General features: G+C 43.5%; 29 protein-coding genes and 1 other RNA gene. 5 read left to right on the top strand and 25 right to left on the bottom strand.

Annotation, left to right across the window (positions count from 1 at the left end; all coding sequences use genetic code 11):
- Window positions 1-3: 3 nt before the first annotated feature.
- The 8 genes from GZ22_RS07710 to GZ22_RS07745 all read right to left on the bottom strand — a co-directional run bounded on the left by GZ22_RS07710 (window position 4) and on the right by GZ22_RS07745 (window position 8,210).
- Window positions 4-762, bottom strand: a complete 759-nt coding sequence (locus GZ22_RS07710; RefSeq protein ID WP_038560791.1) for a TerC family protein — start codon at window positions 760-762, stop codon at window positions 4-6.
- Between the two features lie 77 nt (window positions 763-839).
- Entirely contained in the window at window positions 840-1,793 is a 954-nt protein-coding gene (gene msrA, locus GZ22_RS07715) for a peptide-methionine (S)-S-oxide reductase MsrA (RefSeq protein ID WP_038560794.1), read from the bottom strand.
- A gap of 67 nt (window positions 1,794-1,860) precedes the next feature.
- Window positions 1,861-2,418 carry a VrrA/YqfQ family protein gene (gene vrrA, locus GZ22_RS07720; protein ID WP_038560797.1) on the bottom strand — a complete coding sequence of 186 codons (558 nt, stop codon included), beginning with the start codon at window positions 2,416-2,418 and terminating at the stop codon, window positions 1,861-1,863.
- 168 nt (window positions 2,419-2,586) lie between these two features.
- Window positions 2,587-2,835 carry a DUF2584 family protein gene (locus tag GZ22_RS07725; RefSeq protein ID WP_038560799.1) on the bottom strand — a complete coding sequence of 83 codons (249 nt, stop codon included), beginning with the start codon at window positions 2,833-2,835 and terminating at the stop codon, window positions 2,587-2,589.
- 13 nt (window positions 2,836-2,848) lie between these two features.
- Complete coding sequence (locus GZ22_RS07730; RefSeq protein WP_038560801.1) at window positions 2,849-5,956, bottom strand: AAA family ATPase; 3,108 nt, start codon at window positions 5,954-5,956, stop codon at window positions 2,849-2,851.
- 1 nt (window position 5,957) lies between these two features.
- Complete coding sequence (locus GZ22_RS07735; RefSeq protein WP_038560803.1) at window positions 5,958-7,109, bottom strand: exonuclease SbcCD subunit D; 1,152 nt, start codon at window positions 7,107-7,109, stop codon at window positions 5,958-5,960.
- A gap of 71 nt (window positions 7,110-7,180) precedes the next feature.
- Complete coding sequence (locus GZ22_RS07740) at window positions 7,181-7,918, bottom strand: YqcI/YcgG family protein (protein ID WP_038560805.1); 738 nt, start codon at window positions 7,916-7,918, stop codon at window positions 7,181-7,183.
- 73 nt (window positions 7,919-7,991) lie between these two features.
- Window positions 7,992-8,210, bottom strand: a complete 219-nt coding sequence (locus tag GZ22_RS07745; protein ID WP_038560806.1) for a WYL domain-containing protein — start codon at window positions 8,208-8,210, stop codon at window positions 7,992-7,994.
- Window positions 8,211-8,322: 112 nt separating this feature from the next.
- On the opposite strand from GZ22_RS07745, the gene GZ22_RS07750 reads away from it, so the two are divergent.
- Window positions 8,323-8,655, top strand: a complete 333-nt coding sequence (locus GZ22_RS07750; RefSeq protein ID WP_051748115.1) for a YolD-like family protein — start codon at window positions 8,323-8,325, stop codon at window positions 8,653-8,655.
- A 58-nt stretch (window positions 8,656-8,713) separates the two neighbouring features.
- On the opposite strand, the gene GZ22_RS07755 is transcribed toward GZ22_RS07750, so the two are convergent.
- The 9 genes from GZ22_RS07755 to GZ22_RS07795 all read right to left on the bottom strand — a co-directional run bounded on the left by GZ22_RS07755 (window position 8,714) and on the right by GZ22_RS07795 (window position 17,784).
- Window positions 8,714-10,114 (bottom strand): L-cystine transporter, encoded by a 1,401-nt coding sequence (locus tag GZ22_RS07755; RefSeq protein WP_038560807.1) that lies wholly within the window; start codon window positions 10,112-10,114, stop codon window positions 8,714-8,716.
- A gap of 189 nt (window positions 10,115-10,303) precedes the next feature.
- Window positions 10,304-12,139 carry an LTA synthase family protein gene (locus GZ22_RS07760; RefSeq protein WP_051748118.1) on the bottom strand — a complete coding sequence of 612 codons (1,836 nt, stop codon included), beginning with the start codon at window positions 12,137-12,139 and terminating at the stop codon, window positions 10,304-10,306.
- Window positions 12,139-13,740: a GNAT family N-acetyltransferase gene (locus tag GZ22_RS07765; protein ID WP_038560809.1), complete on the bottom strand. Its 1,602-nt coding sequence runs from the start codon at window positions 13,738-13,740 to the stop codon at window positions 12,139-12,141. The genes GZ22_RS07760 and GZ22_RS07765 overlap by 1 nt, the downstream gene beginning before the upstream one ends.
- Before the next feature lie 6 nt (window positions 13,741-13,746).
- Entirely contained in the window at window positions 13,747-14,343 is a 597-nt protein-coding gene (plsY, locus tag GZ22_RS07770; RefSeq protein WP_051748119.1) for a glycerol-3-phosphate 1-O-acyltransferase PlsY, read from the bottom strand.
- A 130-nt stretch (window positions 14,344-14,473) separates the two neighbouring features.
- On the bottom strand, window positions 14,474-14,689 hold the full coding sequence (locus GZ22_RS07775; protein ID WP_038560811.1) for a YozE family protein: 216 nt from the start codon (window positions 14,687-14,689) through the stop codon (window positions 14,474-14,476).
- A 111-nt stretch (window positions 14,690-14,800) separates the two neighbouring features.
- Entirely contained in the window at window positions 14,801-15,295 is a 495-nt protein-coding gene (locus GZ22_RS07780; protein WP_038560813.1) for a dihydrofolate reductase, read from the bottom strand.
- Window positions 15,296-15,307: 12 nt separating this feature from the next.
- The gene (locus tag GZ22_RS07785; protein WP_038560815.1) at window positions 15,308-16,264 is read right to left on the bottom strand and encodes a thymidylate synthase; all 957 of its coding nucleotides are present in this window, start codon (window positions 16,262-16,264) and stop codon (window positions 15,308-15,310) included.
- Between the two features lie 14 nt (window positions 16,265-16,278).
- Window positions 16,279-16,896, bottom strand: a complete 618-nt coding sequence (locus GZ22_RS07790; RefSeq protein ID WP_038560817.1) for an HD domain-containing protein — start codon at window positions 16,894-16,896, stop codon at window positions 16,279-16,281.
- Between the two features lie 12 nt (window positions 16,897-16,908).
- Window positions 16,909-17,784 (bottom strand): DUF72 domain-containing protein, encoded by an 876-nt coding sequence (locus GZ22_RS07795; RefSeq protein WP_038560819.1) that lies wholly within the window; start codon window positions 17,782-17,784, stop codon window positions 16,909-16,911.
- Between the two features lie 357 nt (window positions 17,785-18,141).
- Here GZ22_RS07795 and GZ22_RS07800 point away from each other — a divergent pair, with 357 nt between their 5' ends.
- The 3 genes from GZ22_RS07800 to GZ22_RS07810 all read left to right on the top strand — a co-directional run bounded on the left by GZ22_RS07800 (window position 18,142) and on the right by GZ22_RS07810 (window position 19,560).
- Window positions 18,142-18,342, top strand: coding sequence for a cold-shock protein (locus tag GZ22_RS07800; protein ID WP_038560820.1), 201 nt, complete (start codon window positions 18,142-18,144; stop codon window positions 18,340-18,342).
- A 129-nt stretch (window positions 18,343-18,471) separates the two neighbouring features.
- Window positions 18,472-19,155, top strand: coding sequence for a queuosine precursor transporter (locus GZ22_RS07805; protein ID WP_038560822.1), 684 nt, complete (start codon window positions 18,472-18,474; stop codon window positions 19,153-19,155).
- A gap of 12 nt (window positions 19,156-19,167) precedes the next feature.
- Window positions 19,168-19,560 (top strand): ribonuclease HI family protein, encoded by a 393-nt coding sequence (locus tag GZ22_RS07810; RefSeq protein ID WP_038560823.1) that lies wholly within the window; start codon window positions 19,168-19,170, stop codon window positions 19,558-19,560.
- On the opposite strand, the gene GZ22_RS07815 is transcribed toward GZ22_RS07810, so the two are convergent.
- On the bottom strand, window positions 19,554-19,835 hold the full coding sequence (locus GZ22_RS07815; protein ID WP_038560825.1) for a DUF6123 family protein: 282 nt from the start codon (window positions 19,833-19,835) through the stop codon (window positions 19,554-19,556). The two genes, GZ22_RS07810 and GZ22_RS07815, sit on opposite strands and share 7 nt — an antisense overlap.
- Before the next feature lie 191 nt (window positions 19,836-20,026).
- On the opposite strand from GZ22_RS07815, the gene GZ22_RS07820 reads away from it, so the two are divergent.
- Window positions 20,027-20,557, top strand: coding sequence for a hypothetical protein (locus GZ22_RS07820; RefSeq protein WP_038560827.1), 531 nt, complete (start codon window positions 20,027-20,029; stop codon window positions 20,555-20,557).
- 35 nt (window positions 20,558-20,592) lie between these two features.
- On the opposite strand, the gene GZ22_RS07825 is transcribed toward GZ22_RS07820, so the two are convergent.
- From GZ22_RS07825 to fni, 7 genes are all read right to left on the bottom strand, one after another.
- Entirely contained in the window at window positions 20,593-22,083 is a 1,491-nt protein-coding gene (locus GZ22_RS07825; protein WP_038560828.1) for a carboxypeptidase M32, read from the bottom strand.
- Between the two features lie 17 nt (window positions 22,084-22,100).
- Window positions 22,101-23,234: a THUMP domain-containing class I SAM-dependent RNA methyltransferase gene (locus GZ22_RS07830; RefSeq protein ID WP_038565781.1), complete on the bottom strand. Its 1,134-nt coding sequence runs from the start codon at window positions 23,232-23,234 to the stop codon at window positions 22,101-22,103.
- Between the two features lie 94 nt (window positions 23,235-23,328).
- An RNA gene (gene rnpB, locus GZ22_RS18230) (RNase P RNA component class B) lies at window positions 23,329-23,702 on the bottom strand.
- 62 nt (window positions 23,703-23,764) lie between these two features.
- Window positions 23,765-24,139: a cell division regulator GpsB gene (gpsB, locus tag GZ22_RS07835; RefSeq protein ID WP_038560830.1), complete on the bottom strand. Its 375-nt coding sequence runs from the start codon at window positions 24,137-24,139 to the stop codon at window positions 23,765-23,767.
- 75 nt (window positions 24,140-24,214) lie between these two features.
- Window positions 24,215-24,784: an SLOG family protein gene (locus GZ22_RS07840; protein WP_038560832.1), complete on the bottom strand. Its 570-nt coding sequence runs from the start codon at window positions 24,782-24,784 to the stop codon at window positions 24,215-24,217.
- Window positions 24,785-24,864: 80 nt separating this feature from the next.
- The gene (locus tag GZ22_RS18005; protein WP_051748121.1) at window positions 24,865-25,308 is read right to left on the bottom strand and encodes a CotD family spore coat protein; all 444 of its coding nucleotides are present in this window, start codon (window positions 25,306-25,308) and stop codon (window positions 24,865-24,867) included.
- Window positions 25,309-25,388: 80 nt separating this feature from the next.
- Window positions 25,389-26,429, bottom strand: coding sequence for a type 2 isopentenyl-diphosphate Delta-isomerase (gene fni / locus GZ22_RS07850; RefSeq protein ID WP_038560833.1), 1,041 nt, complete (start codon window positions 26,427-26,429; stop codon window positions 25,389-25,391).
- Window positions 26,430-26,433: the final 4 nt, after the last annotated feature.

Consider the following 26,433-nt stretch of genomic DNA (forward strand, 5'->3'; position numbering starts at 1 on the left):
AAGTCAGACCCTTTCGCTTTTAGGTTTATAGAACCAGCCGGTAATGGCAATAACAGCCATCACTATCCAGAATGTAGCATTCCAGCCCGTAGACTCAGGGAAATGTTCTGAAATGATCTCTAAAGCAGGATGAGCCAATGTGTGAATAGCCAATTTGATTGCTACCCAGCCGATGATTAGATATGCAGCTGCCTCAAGTCCAGGACGCTTGTCCAGGATTTTTACGATATAAGAAGCCGCGATTCGGATTAGAATCAGACCTATCATACCGCCTGCTAATACAACTAGGAATTGGCCGCCATCCATGCCGCCGATATGTGGGAGTGGTGTAGCCGATAGAGAAGCTGCAAGTGCAACTGCAGTAAGAATAGAGTCCACTGCAAAAGCGATATCCGCTAATTCGACTTTTAATACTGTCATCCAGAATCCGGAGTTCTTTTTGCTAAACGGACTCTCGCCATCTTCCTCTCCGCTGTTTTTCTTCAGTTTAATAAGGTTCGATATACAAATATATAGTAGATAAAGAGCACCTAAAGCCTGGATTTGCCAAATGTTCACTAAGAAGCTGACAAAGAACAAGGAAGCGAATCGGAAAATGAACGCCCCTCCCAGACCATATAATAAAGCTTTGCGCTGCTGTTCAGCAGGCAGATGTTTTACGATAAGCGCCATAACAAGCGCATTATCGGCTGCTAACAATCCTTCCAGTCCAATCAATACTAAAAGAATCCAGCCATATTCAATCCATAATGTAGAATCCATTCTCATACTCCTCGTCCAAAACAATGCTCTTGTTCCATCGTGTAAGCGAACAAGAGCAAAGCTGTTACTGTATTTATTTACTTAAAGAGATATAAAAACTCTTCATAACCTTCTTTTTCCATCTCATCGACAGAAATAAATTTCATTGCTGCAGAGTTCATGCAGTACCGCAGTCCGCCTGTTGCTCTAGGACCATCATCGAACACATGACCAAGATGCGAATCACTTTCAGTTGACCTTACTTCTGTCCGAACCATTCCGTGTGAAAGATCCATATTCTCTTTCACTTCGTAGGAATCAAGCGGTCTTGTAAAGCTTGGCCAACCGCAGCCAGCGTCATATTGGTCTCTTGAAGAAAACAATGCTTTGCCGGATATGACATCCACATAGATTCCTTCTTCAGTATTATTCCAATACTCGTTTTCGAAAGGACGCTCAGTGCCATTCTCCTGCGTAACATGATATTGGATCGGAGTCAAAGTTTCTCTCAGCTTCGCTTTGTCCTTTTTAGGAGACCAGTTCTGCTTGATGAAATCTTCCCGACCGGAACCACGCTTGTACATCTTATAATGGTACTTGTTCTTTTTGTAATAATCCTGATGTTTCTCTTCTGCCGGATAAAACGGCTTGGCAGGCAGGATCGGGGTCACGATATCCTTCTGGAAACGTCCGCTCTCCTGCAGCTTCGCTTTGGATGCCTCTGCCACTTGCCGCTGCTGTTCATCATGGTAAAAGATTGCTGTTTTGTATGATTCTCCACGGTCGTGGAACTGACCGCCAGCATCTGTCGGGTCAATCTGCTGCCAAAACGTTTCTACCAGTTTCTCATAAGAGAAAATATCTGGATCAAAAGTAATTTGAACGGCCTCGACATGACCAGTTGTGTTCGAGCACACTTCCTCGTATGTGGGATTTGGTTTGTCGCCGCCTGTGTACCCGGAAACTACTGCTTCGATCCCAGGGCGCTCCGTAAATGGTTCGACCATGCACCAGAAACAGCCACCTGCAAAGGTAGCGTGTTGTAATGCCATAATAAATCCCTCCTTCATCGTATGCTATATATTTTCCTCTTTTGCGGAAAAAAATCAAGTAGCACGCTTAAATATACATTTTCGGAAGGGACTTTCCAGATCCAGATCCGCTTTTCTTCAGTTTCTGTTGAGGTGGTGCTTTTTCTTCCTTAGAGATAGGAGTCAAGGACTTGTTGCCTTCCTCGCTTTTATCCTTATCCTGATTCTCATCCTTTGCTTCTGTCTCAGATGCTGTTTCCTCATCGTCTTCGTCAAAGTTAATGTCCTTCAAAGCTTTCATCATTTTAAACATGGAAGGCAAGTTCTTCACCATCGGTCCGTACTCCTGTACCATCGGCATGAAGGACTCAGCTGCTCTTAGTGCGCTTTGTGTATGATTCAGCATGTCAAGTAACGATACTCCTCCAGAAGAACTGCTGCTAGCAGGAAGAGCTGCCCTCGCCCCAGTTTGTGCGCCTCTGCTTCCACGTCTCAGAATCTTTTGCAGAACACCAGGCAAACCGCCTGATGTACGCTGAGGCTGAGGCTGCGGTGCAACTCTTTGATGGGAAAGAAATGGGTCCCTTCTTACAGGTGGCTGCCCTCGTCGCCCGAAAGCGGAAGGACCGAATAGATTTCTTGCCATTCACATACCTCTTCTCACGTCAATATTTCTACCAGTCTACGCAAGTAAGAAGTCTTTTGTTCCATTCTATTCCGTATGAAGGCAATATATTTCCCTCTTTCAGCTCCTATTTCCCGGGCAAGCGCAAAATTCCCCCTCTATCTCCTTTTATAGCAGGATAATATGTCGTTAATTGACGCTTGATAACGAAACAAGCTGATACGTACAAATAGTTTGCTCCTCTTTCAACGTCAATTCGACAATGATTGCTCTGCCAATTTCGTCGGTATCTTTCGCACGCTTGATATCAATCTGTTGATGAAGGGGAAATATATGATATCCCTGCAGTTTTAGCTGAAAAATATTTTCTTTGCTGTCAATTCGTTTTTCTTTTCCTTCTGTACGCAGAACTGTTTCAAAATTGATTGGTGTTCCCAAATTGTCTTCCTCCTTATTGGAAAATAAATTTAGCAGATGACCCCGTCGGTGAAGTATCAATCTGCAGTTTTGTATGAATCTCTTCTTTCAGCTGTGGTACGTGAGAAATAATGCCGAGTACACGATTGCTTGCCTGCAATCCTTTCAAACTGTCAATCGCCTGCTCAAGTGACACTTCATCCAGTGTACCAAAGCCCTCATCAATGAATAAGGTTTCAAGTTCAACACCGCCTGCATGCGCTTGAACTACATCAGACATCCCAAGAGCTAGAGATAATGCTGCTTTAAAGCCCTCACCGCCGGATAATGTCTTAACTGGGCGTTCTTGTCCAGTGTGATGGTCAATTACTTCAAGATCCAATCCGCTTTGGGCACCTCGTTTGGCAATTTGTCCGCTTCGTTTAAGCTGATAGCGGTGATCTGTCATTTCCTCTAATCGAATATTTGCCTGAAGAATGATTTCATCCAAGAAGCTGGTTAGAACATAGCGCTCAAAGGAAAGTCGCAGACTGTTATCTCCTTTTGCCAAATTGGCTAGTTCGCCAATATCGTAATACTGTGTTTTTTGCTCTGCCGCTTCTTCCTGAAGACGCAATAAGGAAGTCTTAATATCTTCATGATGAGAGGCGTAGCTTTTTGCCATATTCAAGCTGCTATTTTTTGCTTCGAATACTTTCTCGGCTTCTATCACTGCTTGCTCAAACAGATTTAAATCTGGCTTTTCCTTTTTATCGGTTCGCTTGAGCAGTGATTCGATCTGTTCAGAAACACTGCGGCGCTGCTGTTCATGCTGTTCCAATTCTTCCTGAAGCTTTCTTACGTCCAGCTCCGAACCGCTGGCTTTATTGAAAGATTCCGTATCAGAAAACCCTGCTTCTTCGAGCTTAGCGAGAAAGTTTTTTTCCTCCCGTAAGTAAGTTTGCTCCAAATCTGCTGTGAATTTTGCAGTTGATTCCAGAGCAGCTGCAATTTGCTGTCTGCTTCTGGATATTTCCTCGAATTGATGCTGCAATGCTTCCCATTCGTTAATTGCCGCTTCGATTGCAGCTTCTTCTTGCTTGATTTGATGTTCCCACTCAGAGTGATCCTGCAGTACTTCAGGCAGTTGTTTGCGTTGATAACTTATTTCTGCCTCAGCGCGAGTGTACGTTTCTTCTAGTGTACGCAGATCGTTTTGGAGCTCTTCTGCGGCCTTTTGCTCTTGTTCAAACGTTTGTTTAAGCTGCTCAAGTGTCTGTCTCTTCTGTTCCAGCTGCTTGCGCTCTGCTTGCTTAGCACGAAGGGAGCTAGTTGTTTGATCCTTTTTCGTTTGTATATCTTGTTTTAATCCATCCAGTTTTGCCTGATCATAAGAAGCTTCTCCGGTAATGTTACGGTATAGCTCATCTGTCACCTGGCGGATGGCTTGCCCATTCGATTTTGCTTCTACATATTTTTTCTGTACTTCATCATATGCACGCTGGGCATCTTCAAGCATCATTCTCTTTTGTTTCAGCATCTCAAATGATTGGATATGCGTTGTAGTCTGAGCCGGTGATGGATGCTCGGTGGATCCGCATACTGGACAAGGTTCACCAGATGCAAGCTGTCCGGCAAGATGTGCAGCGTGGTGGGCCGCCTGAGCTTCTTCCATCTCGGCAATGTCACGCCGCAGTTGCTGTACAATGTTTTCCTTTTCCTGCAGCAGTTGTTTGGTCTGCTGATAAACGGTGCGCATTTCTTGTAACTGGTTGAAAGCATTTTTCAATCGCGCAGCTTCTTCTAATTGTCGTTCAAGTTTCTCTAGTATTCCCTGTTCCTCATAGAACGCTTGAATCAGTACGGCTTCCTGGCTTAAGTCTTGTTCCAGTTTATTTTGCTGGCTTTTCTTCTCTGTGTGTGACTCTTTTAACATATGCAAACGCCGCTGCTTATCTTCAAGCATCTTCTGAATGCGTGTTAATTCTAGTTTCTGCTTCTCATACTCTTTCCACTTTTCAAGCTGCTGTTTTTGCAGCTGCAGTTGTTCCTGCCGGCTTTTCCGCTGCGGTTCCAGTTCTTTTGCTTTTGTATAAGAAGAGGAGATAGCGGTATACTGCTTCTCTAGCAGATCTTTTCTTTCTTTCGTCTCTTGCTGGGCTTTTGCTTGACGCTGCCACTCCTGTTTACGGGTGACGAGCTGCTGCTCATACGGCACTAAGCGGTTTGCGCGCTCCATATCCTGAAGACGCTGCTGTTTTTGTTTTATATCAGGAAGTTTCTGCTCAAGCTGTTCTTTTTGAACGAGCGCTTGCTCTAACTGTTTGAACGTGTCAAGAAGCTGCTTTGCTTCATAATATTGCTGCTGGCGTTCCTGCCAAATATTCTTATGCTGTATAAGTTCCAGTTCGCCTTGGCTAACAGCTTCTGTAATAGCATCAAGCTCTATTTGCAGCTTCTGCATTGTCTCGGGTACACTGTCTGTCTCAGCGGGCTCCTGTGTACGCCATTCGATTTTGCTGATCTGCTGCTGTTCTTTCCATTCCGTCTGCTGCAAACTTTCCTTTAATTGTTTGGCTTCGTCCTTCAGCGCATCTGTCATTCGTTCATAAAAGTACGTGCGGAAAATGCGTTGGAGAATTTCTTCTCGTTCTTTACTATTCTCAGAGATGAGTTTCCGGAATTCCCCTTGAGGAATCATGATCATTTTACGGAATTGTTCATAATCGAGTCCAATCTTCTCTTCAATTGCCTCGTTCACTTCCTTGATCCTGGAGGTGATCAGTACCTGCTTTCCATCTTTCCACTCATAAAATTCTGCTCTTGCCGGATCATCCGTAAACCCGTCTCCGCGTTCTTTCTTTTTCTGCTGCTTTGGATAACGAATAACTTCATATTCCGTACCGCGGAGCGCAAAACGATAGCGTACCTCCGTCGTTTCACCTGGCGCTGCGAAATGGCTGCGAAGGGAATCTTGATCACGGTCACTTCCGCTGGCGCGTCCATACAAACTGTAACAAATCGCATCAAAGATCGTTGTCTTCCCTGCTCCGGTAGGACCAGTAATTAGGAAGATAGATTCTGCTCCTAGTTCTCGAAAATCGATCGTCTGCGGTTTATGATAAGGACCGAAAGCGGTCATGTTTAATGTTATGGCACGCATATCAGCTTCTCCTCTCTTGCTCGACTAGACGCTGGATGACCGCTTCCATATGAGTCTGACGGTGTTCTGGTATGGCTTCACCTTTCATTTCCTCATAAAAGGCAGCAAACAGCTGCATATGCGACAAGCGCTGTTTTTCCTTAATTTGCTTGATGTCGGACATTGAACTGGCTCCAACCTTTGCCTTACGTTCTAATCGAAGAATATTTGGGTAAAGTTTGCGGAGTTTTCCCATTGGATCCAGTAGCTGCCCGTCATCCAGTAGACGTATATGCAAATAATCGTCGGGATTTCCTGCTGCTCCTTCCATCAATTCATCAAAATATCCTTCCACAATGCGCATATCCCGTTCTGGTGTAAGATCAATCTTTTGAAATGATTGGAATCCAGCAGCATCAAGCTCCACAATCGTCACTGATTTCTTATGATTTGCCTCCGAAAAGGAATATTTGAGCGGCGACCCACTGTAGCGTATATGGTCACTGCCGATCCGCTGTGCTTGATGTAAATGACCAAACGCCGCATACGTAAACGGCTGGAAAAGAGCAGCATCCACATACGGACTTCCGCCGATCATCGAGAGCCGTTCCTCTGAATCTGATTCCATACCGCCTGCCAGGAAGGCATGTCCAACAAAAATATGACGTTCTGCCATGTCATACGTATCGGTAATATAGGAAACGATTCGCTCCATCGCCCGCTGGTGAGTAGTAATGCTGTCATCTCCAAAGAATGCACGTACATCAGCAGGCTCCGTATATGGAATAAGATGAAAATGCACAGGGCCATGTGCATCTTCCAGTGTGACTGGAATCATACCAGGCCGCAGCTTCGTTTCGATATACAGCTTACTCGCCTTAAACAGCTGGCTGCCGAAATCGAGACGATCCGGGCTGTCATGGTTGCCGCTGATGGACAATACAGGTATTTCCTTATCCCCGATCAGCCAGTTCCATGTATTGTTCAGCAGTTCCACTGCATCGCGGGGCGGAATAGCCCGATCATATAAATCGCCTGCTACGATGATCGCATCAGGCTGTTCTCTATCAATTATCGTTTTGATCTGCTCCAAGATAAGAGCTTGATCTTCTGTCATATGTACGCTGTTGACGATCTTACCAAGGTGCCAATCAGCGGTATGCAATAGTTTCATACGAATTCCTCCTGCTATTATTCTAGCATGATTTAGAAAAGGGTGGTATGGGAAGAACCGGTAGGAAACTGCTAATCTTGCTTTCTTCTATGAAAAGGACATTTGGAGGGAGAGCTATTGTCATCATGGAGAAAGTACTGCTTCCATTCAAGATTGTCCTTATTGCCGTATGCATTCAAATCAGGGTGAATGTCACTAGAATCGTATTTGAGGATCCGTTCCCGAATTTTCTGTTTGATGCCAGCTGCAGCTTTCGGTTTCGATTCGAATGTTTCCAGCACCCATCTTGGCGTTACGGCTAACAACATACAAGGGAAATTTCGGCTTCTCTTATTAGAATGCGCTGGCGTGGCACAATACATGAAATATTGCTCTCCGCCAAAACAATATTCCCATAATGCATTTGCAGGATCATTTGGGATGTGCATTGGCCAGCTCTGTGAATCGTGGGCTGTCGTTTTGCTGAGCAAATTCCAAAAAATATTGAAATAAGCAGGTACATCAAGGTGTTGCTCCTGCTGTTTTGTTGTATCAAAGAATATTATCAGGGAAGTATAAGAACCAAATTCCTTTGCTTGCTGTCCGTATGTGTGCAGAAAATCCGCCAGTTGTTTAGCTGCATCTTCTGTTGTTGGATCAACGGCAAATCCATAACGGAATTGACCAAGCCTATGCCCTACCGTGGCCGGTATGCAAGGGAACTGGGATTGCTGATCGGATAATTTATTATGGAAGGCAAGTATTGCTTCTTGCTGCCAAGAAGTCTTGGGGTGATTTTCAGTAACACAGCTGTCGTACAAGATCGTCATCACATGTTCTCCTTTTCCTGGGTTAACCCTCAATACTTTATTCAGGATGGAGATAGCAGGTGAATGACAGGTATCATGAGGACATACGCCACATGTTCCGCTGTGGCTGGATGGCAAGAATTCGATCCATACGGAAGGTGCGCAGCTGCTTGCGCAAATAACAATACCCTGTTACGGATGCTTCATTGATTCGTTCGATCTTTACTTGGCGTTTCGTCAAGGAACCGTCCTTTGCCATATAAATTATTGTAACCTGCTGCTCAACGAATTTTGCCAATGCGGCTCTTTCCATTAAGATCCCTGCTTTCTGTATCATTCATATATTCATTATATACGAACGCGCGTTCTCTGTCACTTGAAAAAGAACATACGTTCGATTATACTATTTACAGGAGGAATGACGTATGGTGAATGATCGAGGAAAAATCAAGTGGACATCTTTAATGCTTCCTGAGCATGTGGAGATGCTGCAGCAGATGGGAAGAGATATTGGAAAAGCCAAGCCGCCGATCATGGATGAGCAGCAGCTGGAAGAACTAGAACAAAAGGTGCGCTATATCCAGGTAGGTAAAACGAAAGCCAATATGTTGTACAGAAAAGGACCCAATGTGGAACATGCGTCAGGCATCGTTACAGGGCTGAAGCAGTTTGAGCAATACTTACTTTTGGATACAAAGAATAGCTTGTATCCTATCCGCATTCCATTCGACCATATTATAGATATCACATTCCAATAAAAAAAGCCGCTCCTAGATGGAGGCGGCTTTTTTCGTATAATATAGCGATAAACTAGCTTTAACGTGCCATGTTTTCCGTTGGTGTTTCATTGGAAGCATATGTTTTTGTGTCCAATTCACCTAGCGTTCGGCTGGTAACAAGTCCTGATACCATCGATCCGCTAACATTGAGTGCTGTACGCCCCATATCAATCAACGGTTCAACCGATATTAATACACCAGCTAAAGCTACTGGCAAATTCATTGTAGAAAGAACAATCAAAGAAGCAAATGTTGCTCCTCCGCCTACTCCTGCTACACCGAATGAGCTGATCATAACAACTAGTATTAGTGTTGCAATGAATGACGGTGATAAAGGATTTATACCTTGAGAAGGCGCAATCATAACCGCAAGCATAGCAGGATAGATTCCAGCGCATCCGTTTTGTCCGATTGTGATACCAAATGATGCCGAGAAATTGGCGATTGACTCTGGTACACCCAGTTTATTTCGCTGCGCCTCAACATTTAGCGGCAGGGTACCGGCACTCGTACGGGAAGTGAAGGCAAAAGCCAGTACTGGAAAGACTTTTTTAAGATACTGCTTTGGACTTAGTCCCAAAACAGCTAGCACAATTAGATGAACAACGAACATCGCAATCAGCGCGACATAAGAAGCGATAACAAATTTACCTAACGTTGCGATTGCATTAAAATCACTGCCTGCGACTGTCTTTGCCATCAAAGCAAGTATGCCGTATGGCGTTAAACGCAATACCAATGTAACGATACGCATGACGAGACTATGCAATGCTTCAATTAATTTTTGGAAGAAAGCAGCATGCTCAGGAGTCTTTCTCCTTATCCCGAGGTAAGCTACCCCGACAAATGCTGCAAAAATAACAACTGCAATCGTGGAAGTAGGTCTTGCTCCTGTCAAATCCAAGAAAGGATTAGCAGGCAGGAATTCTAATATTTTTTGCGGGACTGTCGTACTTTGTACTTCAGTTAAGCTTGTTTCCAAATCTTCACCGCGTGTTATTTCCGCATCACCGGCAGTTATATCAATTGCTTTCAGATCAAAACCTGCAGCAGCTGCAATACCGATTGCAGCTGCAATTGCTGTTGTTACCATCAGTGTACCGATCACAAGTCCGCTTATCTTTCCAAGATTAGAAGACTTCTCTAGTCTCGTGAAAGCAGCTACAATCGATATGAAAACTAGCGGCATGACGATCATCTGCAAAAGCTTCACATAACCGCTTCCCACCAACCCGAACCAATCATTTGTCATGACGATGGTTTCAGAAGCCGGATCATAAACTAACTGCAGTATAACTCCGTACACAATACCGAGGCCCAATCCGGTCAGTACTCGTTTGGAAAAGGAAATATGATTCTTTTGCATGTAAAAGAGTACGCCGATTAAGGCTAAAAGAATAATAATGTTCACAACTGTGAATAAGTCCAAATAAATCATCCCCCTTATAAAATTATATAATTCCAATCAACTAAGTATGAATTGACCTTTTACACAATACCATGATGGAAAGATTATGTAAATATGAAACTATAATTCAGAAATAAGCAGTTAAGGTAATGGATACCGTAATAATTTATGAATTCACACCAACAAAAATCCGGTTCCCATAATAGGAACCGGATTTCGTCAATCAGCGAAACGAAGAAGATCACCATTCAGGATAGCATCTGAATAATATAAATCTTTATTACGCTTTTCAAAATATGGAGAGCATTTTTCCATTTTTGACTGTTCAGCTGAAGTCTTATCATAGCAAAGCTGTTTTGTGTAGATGACATCATCTGAAACAAAATCACCATCTCGGAAAACAACGAATGGATCACGATCAGGAGCTAGCAGATCTTGGCCGAAATTTGGATAAGCAGCCGTATCCACGCCAAGGAGATGCAAGATGGTTGGCTGGATATCAATCTGCCCTCCAGGACTATGGAAGGTTTCTCCCTTCTGTCCAGGTACGTGTATGATCAGCGGGACCCGCTGTAAGTCAAGCTCTTCCGGTGTCGAAAGATCCTCATCCAAATACGATGCTATTCCATCATAATAGTTCTCTGATATACCATAATGATCACCAACGAGTACAATGATGGAATCTTCGTATAATCCGGTGCGTTTTAGTTCACCGAAAAATTCTTTAAGTGCTTCATCCTCATATCGAACTGTCTGGAAGTAGCGGTCCACGACATCCAGACCTGTGTCTGCTCCCTCTATAAATATATCCTCTTCATCCAACAGAAATGGGAAATGGTTTGTAAGCAGCAGGAACTTACTGTAAAACGGCTGCTTCAGTTTTACAAGATAAGGCATGGATTGCTCGAGGAATGCCTTATCCTTTATACCGTAATTAATGGAATTTTCTTCGGAAACTTGATAAGAATCCTTTGAGAAGAAATCATCATAGCCAAAAGCATCATATGCTTCCTCCCTGTTCCAGAAACTGCCGACGTTGCCGTGAAACGAAGCGCTATGGTATCCGTTTTTTGAAAGGATTTCAGGCATAGCAATAAACTCATTTTCCGGCCGCCTGACATAGACAGATCCGCTTGTAAGCGGATAGAAAGACTGATCGAACATGAATTCAGCGTCCGAGGTCTTTCCTTGAGCAGTCTGGTGATAAATCTGATCAAAATAGAAACTTTCTCCCATCAAGCTGTTCAGGAAAGGAGTGATTGCCTCTCCTTTCACTTCTCTGCCGATGACAAATTGCTGTGTGGATTCCAAGTTAATTAAGATGACATTCTTGCCTTTTGCAACGCCAAAATATTCTGATGTGATATCTGTGTCGGCAGCTTCTAAGTACGCTGCTGCCTTCTTATAATCCTGTTCTGTAGCAAACGTACTGCTGAGCTCTGCGCGCGCCGTTTGGTAAATATCATAGCCGTGATAATATACTGGTCCTAATGTGCTCACCATTGCTGACCGATTATAACTGCCATCATGCTGGTCTCCTCCGCCGATAAAAGAGCAGCCGACATTGATGGCTATTAATAGCGCAGTGCTCACAGTGAGTATACCCTTTCGTTTCCACTTGAAAGGTAGGGAATGCGGACGTTTAAAGATCCACCATAAAAGAAGAATCACGACATCTGCGAAAAGCAGTAAGTCCAGTGGATCCATCAATTCAGCAGTGCTTTGACTGAGTCCCCCGACATTTTTGAACTGAAAAAGAATAGGCAGTGTCACAAAGTCGATATAAAAACGAAAATACAGCAAATTCCCGTACAGAATACCAGTTATGATGATATGTAAAATAAGGTAGGCGCCAGCGCGCAGTTTCCTGGCAAATAGATACAGCAAGACAAATAAAACGGCAACCGACGACAAACAGGACAGAAATAGCTGAATGTAATCAAATGGTTCATATAAAGGTAAATCAAAATAGATGATACAAATAAGATACATTTTTAATAAAAGGAGAACTGCCCCTATCGAACAGAATCCTTTTGCGGTAGCAAAAAAGTTCATCAGACGACTGTTTCCTTCTTTCCGATCAGAACAGCAAGCGCATCTGTCACACGCTCCAAATCCTTTTCCTCATGATGTCCCATGACGGAAATTTGCACCCAATTTCGCTCGATAAGGTAACTGCTATTACAGCTGATCAAGCAGCCTTTTCGGGCAAGCTCCCGGCCAACGATATCCGCACGCTGCTCCTTCGGCAGAACGATAGTAACGATGCCAGGCGCATATGCTGCATCTGCTAAGAGTGTCAGTCCCTTCTCTCTACAATGCTTAATTAGTATATCCGTCAACTCACTGACCCGCTGTAGCAGTTTTGCATCTTCCCATTGATCGATTGCAGCAGACAAAGCTTTGATCAAGTTAGAAGAATGCGTGAACGGCGTACTATCATATGTATGGTACAGACCCAGATCCAGATAGCGCGGAATGCTGTTAGAAATTTCTATTGTATGATGATAGAAGACGAAAGCCAAACCAGCATAGGATGCTACACCCTTTCCGCTACCAGCGGTGGCAAGGAACACATCACGCAGATCAAGTGGTACATTGCCGAGGGAGCTGCAGCAATCCAGAACCAGCTTGCTGTTTGTCTTCTTCGTTATGTACTTCAGCTGATTTATATCTTGCAGCACACCGGTTGAGGTTTCCGAATGGACAGCCCATATCCAGGCGGCATCACAAGCTTCTGCCTCTGCCAATATGTGTTCATAATCAAAGCTTTCACCCCAAGGTATTTCCACTGTGTTGAAATGCAGACCCGCCCGCTGCGCATGATCTGTCAGCCTCGATCCAAATTCTCCATTAACAAGAATCAGGCCCTGCTCAGTCAGTGTGCGCAACTGAGCGGCAACGGCATCGTTTCCTAGTGTCCCGGTACCCAGCATTATTTGGACATGCTCTGCATGTGTCAGACTTTTTAACCGCCCTCGCAGCTGATGAAGGTGATCAAGAAACGCAGGTGCACGGTGGGAACATGCTGTTTCACCCATTGCCCTTTTTACTTGATCAGCCATTGGAACAGGACCTGGCAAGAAACTTATCGAATCTTGGCTTTGCAAAAAAATGCGCTGAAAAGCCCGCGCTTTGCGCTGGAACAATTCTTCCGTCACATACATCGGCTGGAACTGTGCATCTCCTGATCCAGTCAACGGTCCGAAAGCAACGAATCCCATATGCTTATACAGCTTCTGCTGCCGTAAGACGCCGGAAATAACGGCCATATCAAATCCATTTTCGAGACAGTATTGAATAAGCGCTTCTGCTAGCCTGAAAAATACGAAACTATCACGATAGGCTTTTTCTACTGCCAGTAATCTGATCTCACATTTGGCATCATGAGGAGGCAGATAGTCGTCCAGTCCCTCTATTTTTTCATCAAGTGAAAAAGGCCTGACTGAGCGGATGGCGATCATTGCAACGACCATATCCCCATCCAGGCCGATAATATATGTATTTTCTTGATTGAACCTGTCTATTCTTTTACGCTCCTGATTGGTCTCGTGCTGTGGAATTTCCTCTGTAAAGGTACGATAATTGAGCGCATGGACCTGTTCGAATTCCCATGGCTCGGTAGCAATCTTGTACTTTAATTGTGTCGAATTCATCGTAAGTCACCTTTCATTACGTAATAGCAAATAGCTCCAAGCAGCTTTCAAATGCGTATGATGGGCTGCCAGGATAAGGACAGTCACTACAACGTAAATAGCAATAGTTAGCATGTCCAATCGTAAAAATGGAAGCAGCACGGCTGTACAGGCATAAGCAAGTAAACCTGAGATGCTGAATCTTCTAAGGAAAAGATAGATACATAGAAAAACAGCAAGCAGCAGGAACGTTGCTTGAAAAGAGTAAATGACAAATGCCCCGAGGGAAACTGCTATTCCTTTTCCACCTTTAAAGCGGAGCTGAATGGGGAATATATGACCCATTACTGCTGCAATAACACCCAAGCCCGCAACAAGTTCAGTCTGACCGCTCCAGCGGATAAGCAGCACAGCTAGCATTCCTTTAGCTAAATCGAAGACAAGCACCCAAAAGAAACCTGTCTTCCCCATTGCTCTTCCGGCATTCGTTGCCCCTGCGTTCCCGCTTCCAGTCGTACGAATATCGATCCCATGCTTCCATTTCATCATATAATAGGCGCCATTTTGAGAGCCAAGCAGATATGCCAATATGATACTTATTAAAGCGAGCCCGACGGCTTCCATAAAATTACACCACCTTGCATTAGTTCCATAGTATAAATAAATATCTGAACTTTCAATGACATTTGACAAAATTTTACCTGAAAATGGTACAAAAAATGCCTGTATCTGCTGATACAGGCATAATAATTAGTTATTCTGTTGCTTCATAAGTTCTCCATAGACGATCAAAAACCTGCAGTGCTCCATGGAAAGGACTGTTCCATTCCAAGTATTCGCTGATTTCGTCGTAAGATGAGCTATGTTTTGGGAAATTATGATCTCCAAACATCCAGTCAGCAAGCTGGCTCTCATCCGTTGGTTTCTTTCGTCCTCGGTATGTCATCATAAAATGATAAAAAGAACGCATTTATTCACCTTCTCTCGGTTGTACTTCGCTCTTCTTCCTCCACACCGGATAATAAATTGTCAGCACTATAAGTAAGAAGAAAAAAACAGGCGGCAAAAATACATACAGCATTTACTGCCTTACCCGATCATATTGGATGAAATAATAATCGTATGGATTCCGTTCGTCTTTGACGCCTTTCTCACGTGATGTTTCATTCCACTCTTTCAATGGAAAGTCTGGGAAGTGCGTATCTGCTGGAAAGCTTTCCTCTATATACGTCATATAAATACGATCGGCGATATCCAATGTCTGTGAAAAAATCTCACTTCCACCGATAACAAGGATTTCTTTTTCAGAGTACTTGTCCGCCAAATCTTTTATTTCTTTCACATCATGCAAAGTAGTAATATTTTCTGCTTGGAACGCTTTATCTCTCGTAAGCACAACATTCGTCCGATTCGGCAGAGCACCATTCATCGAATCGAGCGTCTTCCTTCCCATAACGATGATTTGACCAGTCGTCTTTTCTTTGAAGAATCGCAGATCACGCGGAAGTCTCCATGGAAGGTCATTTTTATATCCGATACCTCGGTTCTGATCCATTGCAAATAATAATGAAATCATACTTGTCCCTCCTTATACAGCAACTGGCGCTTTAATAGCAGGATGCGGTTCATACCCGATGATTTCCAAGTCGTCCATGGAAGCATCGAAAACAGAATGCAAGCTGTCTTTAATCTGTAATGTTGGCAATGCTTTTGGTGTACGGCTTAGCTGGGTTTCAACTTGCTCAAGATGATTCGTATATAAATGCGCGTCTCCAATTGTATGGATGAATTCCCCGACTTCCAATCCGCATTCTTTGGCGATCATATGCGTCAGCAAACTATAGCTGGCAATATTAAACGGGATACCAAGGAAAATGTCGCCGCTGCGCTGATAAAGCTGGCAAGAAAGTTTATTGTTTGCTACATAGAATTGGAACATCGTATGACAAGGCGGCAGGGCCATCGATGGTACATCTTCCGGATTCCACGCGGAAACTATCAATCTTCTGGAGTCTGGATTTTTCTTGATCGTTTCAATTATGTCTTTCAATTGATCGATGCTTTCGCCTTGTGTTGTTTTCCAGTTTCGCCACTGTTTTCCATACACGTCTCCAAGATGGCCAAAACGTTCGCTAAAGCTATCATCAGTTAGAATCAGCTGCTTGAATCGCTCCATTTGTGTTTCGTATGTTTTTCGGAAGCTATCATCCTGCAGAGAACGGCGTCCAAAATCAGTCATATCCGGTCCGTCATATGCTGCACTTTCCACCCAGTTTTTAAACGCCCATTCATTCCAGATGTTATTGTTGTGCTGCAGCAAATAGCGAATATTTGTATCGCCCTTAAGGAACCAAAGCAGTTCGCTTGCAATCAGTCGGAAAGGGACTTTTTTTGTTGTAAGCAACGGAAAACCTTTTTGCAGGTCAAAGCGCATCTGGTAGCCGAAAACAGAAACTGTGCCAGTGCCTGTGCGATCTTCTTTTTTAGTGCCATTTTCAAGAACATATTTGCATAGATCCAAATATGCTTGTTCAGAGGTTGTCATAATATATCATTCCTTTATCGTATATCATCACACGGCATCTCCCACTCCTCGAAAAATCGGTTTAGGAAGTCTTGCATGTAAGCATGTCTCGATTCAGCCATACGCAATGCTGTTTTTGTATGCAGTGTTTCTTTCAATTTCAATAGTTTATCATAAAAATGCTGTATGCTCGAATGCTTGGGGTCATTAGGCCAGTGGATGAGGCGGCTGGCTGCTCCGCCAAATGCAAATGTCCGAGCGATTCCGATAGCACCTATTGCATCCAAACGATCTGCATCCTGAATGATCTTTCCTTCCAATGTATCAGGAGTACGCCCTTTACTGAAGGAAATGTTGCGGCATGCGTGGAAGATATCCTGAATTACATGCTCTTCCAATTCAATGCGCCGCAGAAAACCTTGTGCCTCAGCCACAGCGTCTGCCGGCTCATCAAACAGTTTATGGTCACCAATATCATGCATCCATCCAATTGCCTCTGTCAGGAACGGATCAGCACCTTCTTCGAACGCGATTTTCCGTCCCATCTTAGCTACCCGTTTCATGTGGTAGAAATCGTGCCCAGTAGCATCTTTACGAAATATGGTATATGCATAACGCTCCATTTCTTCTAATTGTCTTTTCTGTTCCATCATTCATCGCCCTTCCTAGTCAAATAAGTTCAGTTGTTCTGGCGGCGGATCCGGAAGCTTCTGTCCAAGTAGCTGCATCATTTCTTTGGCATTATCACTGGCATCTCCGCCGGAATTATTATTAAATAGCAAAATGACACGTGTGCTGGAATGCTCTAACTCCAATGCAGTATCCCGCCACTCTTTTAATTCAGTCGAATTGTATCGATAAAGAAAACGGACTTTTCGCCAATCATCGCGACCGTTTTGATTCCAGCCATGTACATTCCGTCCGTGGAAGCGCACAAGCGTCAGATGGTCGTTTGTGGCTTCAGGAATTGCTGGCACAGAACCACTCCCTGCCTGCGGTTCATCGCAAACTGTATGTATGAATTCTAGCTCACGCAACAGATGAAGTGTCTTGTCTCTGTATTCCTCTGCATACCAGGACTGATTACGAAATTCAATCGCTACCGGCAGCCCTTTTGTCAGCTCACGAATAAAACGGAGTCTATCGATGCTTGTCTTTTCCACCTGGAACCAAGGAGGAAACTGGAAAAGGACCGCAGCTAGCTTATTTGCTTCTATTATGGGCTGAATTGATGCCAAAAAATGTTCAAATAGTGATGACGCTTCTGCTCGCGTCATCTTTTTCCGGCTCTGGCCAGTCATGTCTTGATGCGCTTTAATAATAAACGAAAAATGATCAGGTGTTTCTTCTGCCCATTTTGTATAATTACTGACAGACTGAATGGCGTAGAAGGAAGAATCTACTTCGACAACATCAAAATGGGTTGCATATGTTTTCAATTTCTGCTGCCTAGCTTTTGCATCTGGGTATAATTTATCGTGATCTCCCCACCCGGTTACACCGATTTGAATTGTCAAACCTCCGCCTCCTTCCGACAACATACGATTTATTATATTGTAATAGAATCACATCAAGCCATCAACGAAGAGCATTGCCAGTCATGAAAAAACATAAAATGTCGCAAATTGACAAGAAAGAAGACAAAATACAGCCTTTCAATTCATTCAGAAAGCGATTACTTTCCCAACAAAGCGCCATTTTTCTCTACTTGACGCATATTTTAAAATGAGCTATATTTGTGTCAAGCAAACAAGATGAGCGGAATAAGAACAATGGCAGCTTGTTAGAAGAGCTAAGTAATTCCGCCCTTCTAGCAGACTGCCTTTTTTAATTCATGCACGTCTTTTTTGTATTATTACATGCGTTTTCTGTGAAACGTCTTTAGGAGGATAAGGAATATGCCAAACGGAATTGTAAAGTGGTTCAACGCTGAAAAAGGTTACGGATTCATTCAAGTAGAGGACGGTAACGATGTGTTTGTACATTACTCCGCCATCCAGGAAGAAGGCTTCAAGAATCTTGAAGAAGGTCAGGAAGTATCCTTTGAAGTAATCGAAGGCGAAAGAGGACCTCAAGCAGCTAACGTAGAAAAAGTCTAATATAACTCTAAGCGGCAATCCAATGGGTTGTCGCTTTTCTGTATACATACCCTGTCCTAAGTTGCATACGTTGTGAAAAGCGCGTATACTCTTCCATTGTCTAAAGTTTTTTCTCTAGGAGGAGCAGTATTGAATAACGATTTACTTTGGATTGTCTTTGCAATTATAAATTTTGTCCTGCTGTTAATCATGTATCGGCTGTTCGGACGTCTTGGATTGTTCGTATGGGTTGGTATGGCTACAGTATTGGCGAATATACAAGTGACGAAGACGATTGAGCTGTTCGGTTTGACAGCGACAATGGGAAATATCATATATGGAACCATTTTCTTGGCTTCAGATATACTGAATGAGAATTATGGTAAGAAAATCGCTAGAAAAGCAGTGGGTCTCGGCTTTTCTACCCTGATCATTATGACAATCATCATGCAGATTGTTCTTGTGTTCGATCCGGCGCCAAGCGACATTGCGAATTCATCCCTTAGCACGATATTCGGATTCTTGCCGCGAGTCGCACTTGGAAGCTTGATTGCATACGGCATCAGTCAATATGTGGATGTCTGGTTATATGCCCTCGTTAAGAGAATGCTCCCAAATGATAAATATCTTTGGGTGCGAAACAATGGCAGCACAATGCTCAGTCAGCTGCTAGATACGCTCGTTTTCTGTACGATCGCCTTCGCAGGGACATATGAATGGTCAGTATGGATTGAGATCTTCATCTCAACATATTTGTTGAAATTCGTGGTCAGCATTATCTCGACACCGTTTCTTTACGGAGCAAAAAGAATGTACAAGCAAATCAACGATTAGGAGGCAAAGATATTGATCGAGGTATATACGGATGGTGCCACTAGTGGTAATCCAGGGCAAAGCGGCGCAGGTATCGTGATTATAAAAGATGGCGCGCGCCAGTCATACAGCATACCGCTTGATATAATGACAAATCATCATGCCGAGTTTTGGGCCATCATCAAAGCACTGGAAATATGTCAGAGCGATCACCCCGACGATATCATCTCCTTGCGCTCGGATTCCCAATCGGCTGTGCAAGCTATCGACAAGGAATATACAAAAAACAAGGAATTCCAGCCGCTATTAGAACAAATTATGCAGCTTAGCCGGCAGTTCCCTCATTTCTTTATTAAATGGATACCGGAAAAACAAAACAAAGCAGCAGATCAGCTTGCTCGGGAAGCGATTCGCCAGACTCAATGATATTGAAGCTGGAACCCTTTCCTCGAGAGCAGATCTTCTGCTTGTTTTTTTGTATGTATCTTATCTTCTCCTATTAAATCCAGCACACTGAGGTAGAAGCTGCCGTCAAAGGCGTGCTGAAAGCGCAAAGTTACTTGTACGGCAAAGATCACTTTCCAATCAGGTGCATTAGCATAATTTTTGCCAAAATAAATGAATTGTATGTCTTCATCAGTCAGTTTAAACCCTTTTGCCCATAAATCATCTAGAAAATAGGCCAAGCTATGTTTTGTCAACGTGCAAAACCCCTTTATCAGAATCCGCTTATAATTATAGCATTCTTGTTTCCGGTTTCAATGATTTTATGATAATTCCGTTTTGTTTAATTTATTAGATTTTTCAAACTTGCGCAACATTTCTCCTAAGTATTTACAATTCAAAAAGTTAGCATTAAACTAAAAAAGCTAATTAGAAAGGGGATGTTAGCGTGAAAAAGCTTATGTATTTGCTTGCGTTAACGGCTATCGTAGCCATCTTTGTAACAGGTTGTTCCAACGCTGATTCACAAAGTAAATCAGACGGCGGTTCAGAAAAAACAGAAACGACTGATGTCAAAAAGGAACTGATTAATACGCAAATGAACTTTACTGCGGATTTCAGTCCTAATTATGCACCAATTGCAGATTATCAAGCTGCTCTAGCTGATGATGCTTCAACTGAGGATGTTATTAAAACTTCCGCTGAAGCTGCTAAAAAAGCAGCTGATGAAGGTGCAGCAAAGCTTGCTGACTACAAACTGGAAAGCAATCTTCCAGATGAAGAGAAAGAAGCTTTCACTGCTTCACTTGAATCCTTTAAAGCATATTTTGAGGAAGTGAGCAAAGCAATCGATGCTTCTCAAACTGAACCAAACTTCGATGCTGCTCAGAAACAATTTGATACTTTCCAGTCTGACTTGGAAGGAATCTATAAAGACGCTGACTTGCAAGTGCCAAATATGGCAACAGCATTAAGCTAAAGAAAAACGATGCAGACTAGTCTGCATCGTTTTTTTTATAGCTGATAGATTTTACTGTATTTCTCAGTCAGATAGCTTACAAGATAATTAGCATTCAAACCTTCACCCGTTACATCTTGCAGCAATTCCAACGGCTTCTTAGCTTTTCCATATTGATGGATTTGGTCCGTTAACCATGCTTTGATCGGGGAAAAGTCGCCTTTTTCTATCAGATTATCTATATCCAAAGATTCCTGCATTTTAGCATGGAACTGGGCTGCATACATATAACCTAGTGCGTATGATGGGAAATAACCGAAGTCCCCGCCTGACCAGTGGATATCCTGCAAAACACCTTGGGCATCACTTTCAGGCACAATACCAAGGTACTCTTCCATCTTACTATTCCAGATTTCAGGCAAATCTTTTACCGTAATTTCATCTTTGAATAATGCTTTTTCCAGTTCATAACGAATCATGATATGCAAAGCGTATGTCAATTCGTCAGCCTCAATCCGGATGAATGATGCTTTTACTTCATTCACTGCCTGATAGAAGGTGTTAAAATCAATCTCTTGCAGTGATGCAGGAGCATACGTTTTGAATTCCTCAAAATGGCCCTTCCAGAATGCTTCGCTACGTGCGACAAAGTTTTCCCAGAATAGAGACTGAGATTCATGGATTCCCATGCTCGTTCCGCTTGCTAAAGGTGTTGCCGCTAATTTTTCTGCTATGTTCTGTTCGTACAGCGCATGTCCGCCTTCGTGAATTGTACCGAAGACAGCCATACGGAAATCTTGTTCATCGTAGCGAGTTGTAATTCGGACATCCTTCGGGTTCAGTGTGATTTCAAACGGGTGAATTGTATCGTCCAGTCTTCCCGCTTCAAAGTCATAGCCCATTTTTTCCAGGACAGAAACTGTGAAAGCTTTTTGCTGTTCTTTGGAGAAATGTGTCTGGAGCACACTAGTATCTGGTTTGACGTTCGATTGTTTGATTTGATCGAGTAAATTTGTAAGGGAATTGCGTAATGCCGGGAACACTTCGTCCAATGTCTCCATCGTCACGCCAGGCTCATACATATCCAACAAAACGTCATAAGCATGCTGTTCAGCATTCCAATAGGAAGCGAATTTCTTCTTATAGGTGACCAGTTCCTCCAAATAAGGCTGGAGCAAACTGAAATCACCTTTCTCTCTAGCTTCTCCCCAAACAGATTCAGCTTTGGATTGTAGCATGATATATGCTTTAAACTCCGCTTCAGGAATTTTCTTGTTGCGATCGTATTCTTTTTCACTTTCTGCTAGTGATTTGATCAGAATTTCGTCCTCAGCGATCGGCTTAAGTTCATCAATCAGTTCTTTCAGTTTGTCAGATGTGGATAGACGATGCGACTGCTGTGATAAATAGCTAATCGCTTCAGCTCGATATTCCATACCGGCTTTTGGTGCTTTCGTCCGCAAGTCCCAATGCATGAGGGCAATTGCTTCTTCATACGCTTTTTGTTCCTTGATCAAGTCCCAATATTGCTGTGTTGCATCTGACATACTATCCGCTCCCTTTTTCAGATATGTTTACCGAAATACTGATAATAATCGGTTTTGATAAAACCATTGAAAAGCTTGCGTTTCTTAGTTGCCTGCTTGCCATAGAAAGTTTCAAAGCCTTCATGAGATGTTAAAATATAACCGCTCCAAGAAGGGTTATCCTTCATGATGGAACCTAGCTCTTTATAGGCCTTTTCCACCTCAGGGCGATCTCCCAATCTTTCCCCATATGGCGGATTCGAGATCATATAGCCATTATCCTGCTTTGGATTCCAATCCGCCACCTGCATCTGTCTCCAGTTGACCAATTCGCCAAGACCCGCTTCAATACTATTTGCCTTCGCAATTTCCACCATTTTATGGTCGATATCCGAACCGGAAATATGAAGTTCTTGATCATAATTAGCTAAATCCTCTGCTTCTTCCAGCGCTTTTTCCCATAGGTCGGATTTTATCCAATGCCAGTTTTCAGCATCAAATTCGCGGTTGAATCCAGGAGCAATGTTCTGACCAATTAGTGCGGCTTCGATGGCAATTGTACCACTACCGCAGAATGGATCATGAAGCGGAAAATCTGGACGCCAATTCGTCAAAAGCACCATTGCGGCTGCAAGTGTTTCTTTGATCGGTGCTTCACCTTGCCCAACACGATAACCGCGCTTATGCAAGCCTGTACCGCTTGTGTCCAGTGTCAAACTGACCGTGTCCTTCAAGATAGCCACTTCAATCCGGTGTCTTGGACCAGACTCATCCAGCCAGGAAGCAATGCCCTGCTTCTGTTTCAGTCTTTCTACTACCGCCTTCTTTACGATGCGCTGACAATCCGGAACACTGTAAAGCGTCGATTTGACGCTTTTTCCGATTACCGGGAATTCACCATTTTCCTGTATGTACGTTTCCCATGGCAATGCCTTTGTTTGTTCAAAGAGTTCATCAAAAGTAGTTGCCTTGAATTCTCCGACCAATACTTTAATACGATCAGCTGTGCGCAGCCAAAGATTGCAGCGCACAATAGCGGAAGGATCCGCTTGGAATACTACTCTGCCATTGTCTACTTGTACATCTTCATAGCCCAGCTGCTTCACCTCACGTGCAACAACTGATTCCAATCCCATCGCAGCAGTGGCAATCAGGGTCACTTGCCTTTTCATCATGTAAAACCTCGCTTTTATGTATTAAAAAGCCCTCTCTAGCTGAAACCAGTTAGAAAGGGCTGTTTGTTGTATACAGTGGACCAAATGAATGTTCTGTAAGCCATGTTCTGTACCGATGCACTGCGAGCGGTGGTCAGCCTCGTACAACGGTAGTAATCATCTATCTACAAGCTCAGCGCTTGTCCCTTTTTAGGTTGAATTCCCATAATCAAGGGTGCCCCTACCAACATTTGGGTTGCTCACTCGTGGGGTTTACCTCGTTCCACTCAGCAGGTTTCCAAGCTGACTACGTCACTGTGGCACTTTCAAGACATGTCAGCCATATCCGAAGACTTAGGCTTTCTGCCTGCCGTTAGCATTACTGCTACCTTGGCTTATGAATTCGCCAAGCACGAACACTACAAGCATCTCAGCTTGTGTGAGCATGGACTTTCCTCTGCATCACTGCAGCGATTACTCAAACATTCATTTTTAAGTTGCTAACCTATTGTACGCGGTTCGACGTCAATAGTCAAGACCGCCCAGCGTCAAACATCATTCTCTGCGAATTTTTTTCCGAATACGGCCTTTTCCAGATTGGATAGACGTTTAAGGATATCATAATTCACTTGATGATTCATCTGTGTCTCTCGCTCGCGCACAGGAGCAGCTGGTTGTGGAGCTTGTTCTTTAGGCTGCTGTACAGATCTGGTTGATCTGGTTGTGTCATTTGAGGACTGCTGCTGTCTAAGACGTTCATTTTCGCTTTTCAGCCGATCGATTTCTTTTTGGAATGTTTCATAATCCTGAATGATCTTATCCAAATACTCATCGACTTCATCTTGGTTATAACCACGCATACCTGTTTTAAAATTCTTTTCAAAGATATCTTTTTGTGTCAGTTGGATGTTTGCCAAAGCCATACACAAGTCACCTCATTTATACAATTGTATATAAGTCCATTCTTTCAAAATCATCCGTAATTGTCAATTTTCTTCTCATGTCTGATCCCAATAAGTAGGATCGTTCATCTGTTCCCGCTCCAGTGTGTCCTGCAAATCCAGCGCAGTTATATAGTAGAGCCCATAATCATGCGCTTCTTGGTGGCTGCGTGCTTCTTTTAGGAAAAAATCGACACTGCCTTTCTGGTTTTCGTCAAACATGACAAGTGCAGCCTCGGTTTTAGACAGCATCCATTTATCACGTGCCTTGAATTGGTAAGGTCCCTTATAGTCACCTTCATATATCGGCTGGTAAAAATCAGCAAGCATGATCACTTCCTGATACTCTTCCTGCAGATCTTCGGACCAGCGCGCATCTTGATTATCAAAAGGCGGGATAACAGCAAGCTGGATATCATATTCTTCTTCCTTTAAATCAAGTACAACCTGGGCTGCCCACAGCTCTACACCCGTCTGTCCGGACAGCAGCACCCATTCCAATCCAGCTTCAATCAGACCGACCAGCTTGTCCCGTATTGTTTGCTTGATATAATGCACACGAGGATCACTCATTTTAAAGATTCCCATTTCGTAGTGCTTGTATCCAGTAACGTATAAATTCTTCATTAGGGACATGCGCTCCTCTTCTTTTCACTGTTTCTATCTAAACATAAAAGAGCTGGCTGACGCCAGCTCTAATAGGACTATTAGTACCACTTTTTCTGCGTTGGTTTAGGTTTTGGTGCCATTTGCGGTTTTGGCTGCTCAGGCATTGGCTGATACATTTGCGGGCTAACCTGTTGCGGCATTGGCATAGGTGCTGGAGCCGGCATCGGCATTGGCATTGGACCGCAGTCTTTGCAAGGATTCGGTCTCGGTGGGCTGTTGTGAGTCGGGCTTAGGTGTGTCTGTTCCACCGATTTTTCATTAGCAAAAGAAGTCGTATGCGGATACGCGTGGACATTCTTCACTTTATGATGGTTCACCACTGTTGTATGAACTGGGTGTATATGCTCAATTACCTCTTCAGAGTAAGTGTGTTGTACATTGTTGATAACAGGATCGACTATCGTCTTCGTTCCGCAATGTACTGGACCACAATGTACTGGGTGTACTGGACGCGGAGGAGGACAGCAATGTCTTTTACGCATGTTCTTTCCCCTTTCTGTATTGGATTCTCTATAACATATGAAAGGGCGAAAAAACATGTACTATGACAAAAACCTATATTTCAGGCGTTTTGACTGATTAACCTGTCCGTATTTTTTAATGCCTCCAAGTTTTGAGCCCCAATTCCGAACATGCTGATCCGCAGCTCAAGTTCCAGCTGCTCGAATCGTTCAAGCAATGCATCTTTCGAATCCACGGCTTCAGGCAAAATGGAACGCCCGTATCCTGCCATGTCAGCTCCTAAAGCTATTGCTTTAGCTGCCTCAACGCCATTTGTGATCCCTCCGCTGGCAATCAGGCAGTCTGGAGGTTTTGGCAACCCGCTCAGCTGTTCGACGCATTTAGCTGTCGGAAGACCCCAATCAAGAAATGCTGACGCAGCTCTTTGCTTTATAGAATTCTGAGAACGATATTTCTCTACCTCAATCCAAGAAGTACCACCAGCACCTGCTGTATCAATGAATTGTACACCTGCTTCAATTAGCAGACTGCATGTGTCAGAAGCAATTCCAAAGCCTACTTCTTTGATACCGACCGGTACAGATAATGCATCAGCCACTTTGGCAATTTTAATCAAAAGTCCGCTAAAGTCTGTATCTCCTTCATCCTGGAAAATTTCCTGCATGCTATTAAGATGCAGCACAATGGCATCTGCACCTGTTAAACGCACAATTTGACTGCATTCTTCAGATCCATAGCCATAATTCAGCTGGACAGCACCTATATTAGCAAAAATCGGAATGGTCGGCGCTTCTTCCCGAAGCTGAAAGCTTGCGGCAGCCGTCTTATTCTCCAGCGCCACTCGACTGGATCCAAGCCCAAGTGCCCAGCCTTTTTCTTCGGCAGCACTTGCTAAGTTCCGGTTAATTTCATGAGCACGGGGCGTGCCGCCTGTCATACTGCTGATCAGAAAAGGCACTTTCACTTGTTTTTTTAGAAATGTTGCGCTGGTATCAATTGAATCGAAACTAATTTCAGGAAGAGCCTGATGCTCAAATCGGTACGATTCGAATCCAGTTGAGATACCTTTTCCTTGTACCTGTTCATTCAATGTTATATGTATATGTTCATCCTTACGGTTATGTATGGATCTGTCTGTCATCCTG

Source organism: Terribacillus saccharophilus (assembly GCF_000725365.1).
GTDB lineage: Bacteria > Bacillota > Bacilli > Bacillales > Amphibacillaceae > Terribacillus > Terribacillus saccharophilus.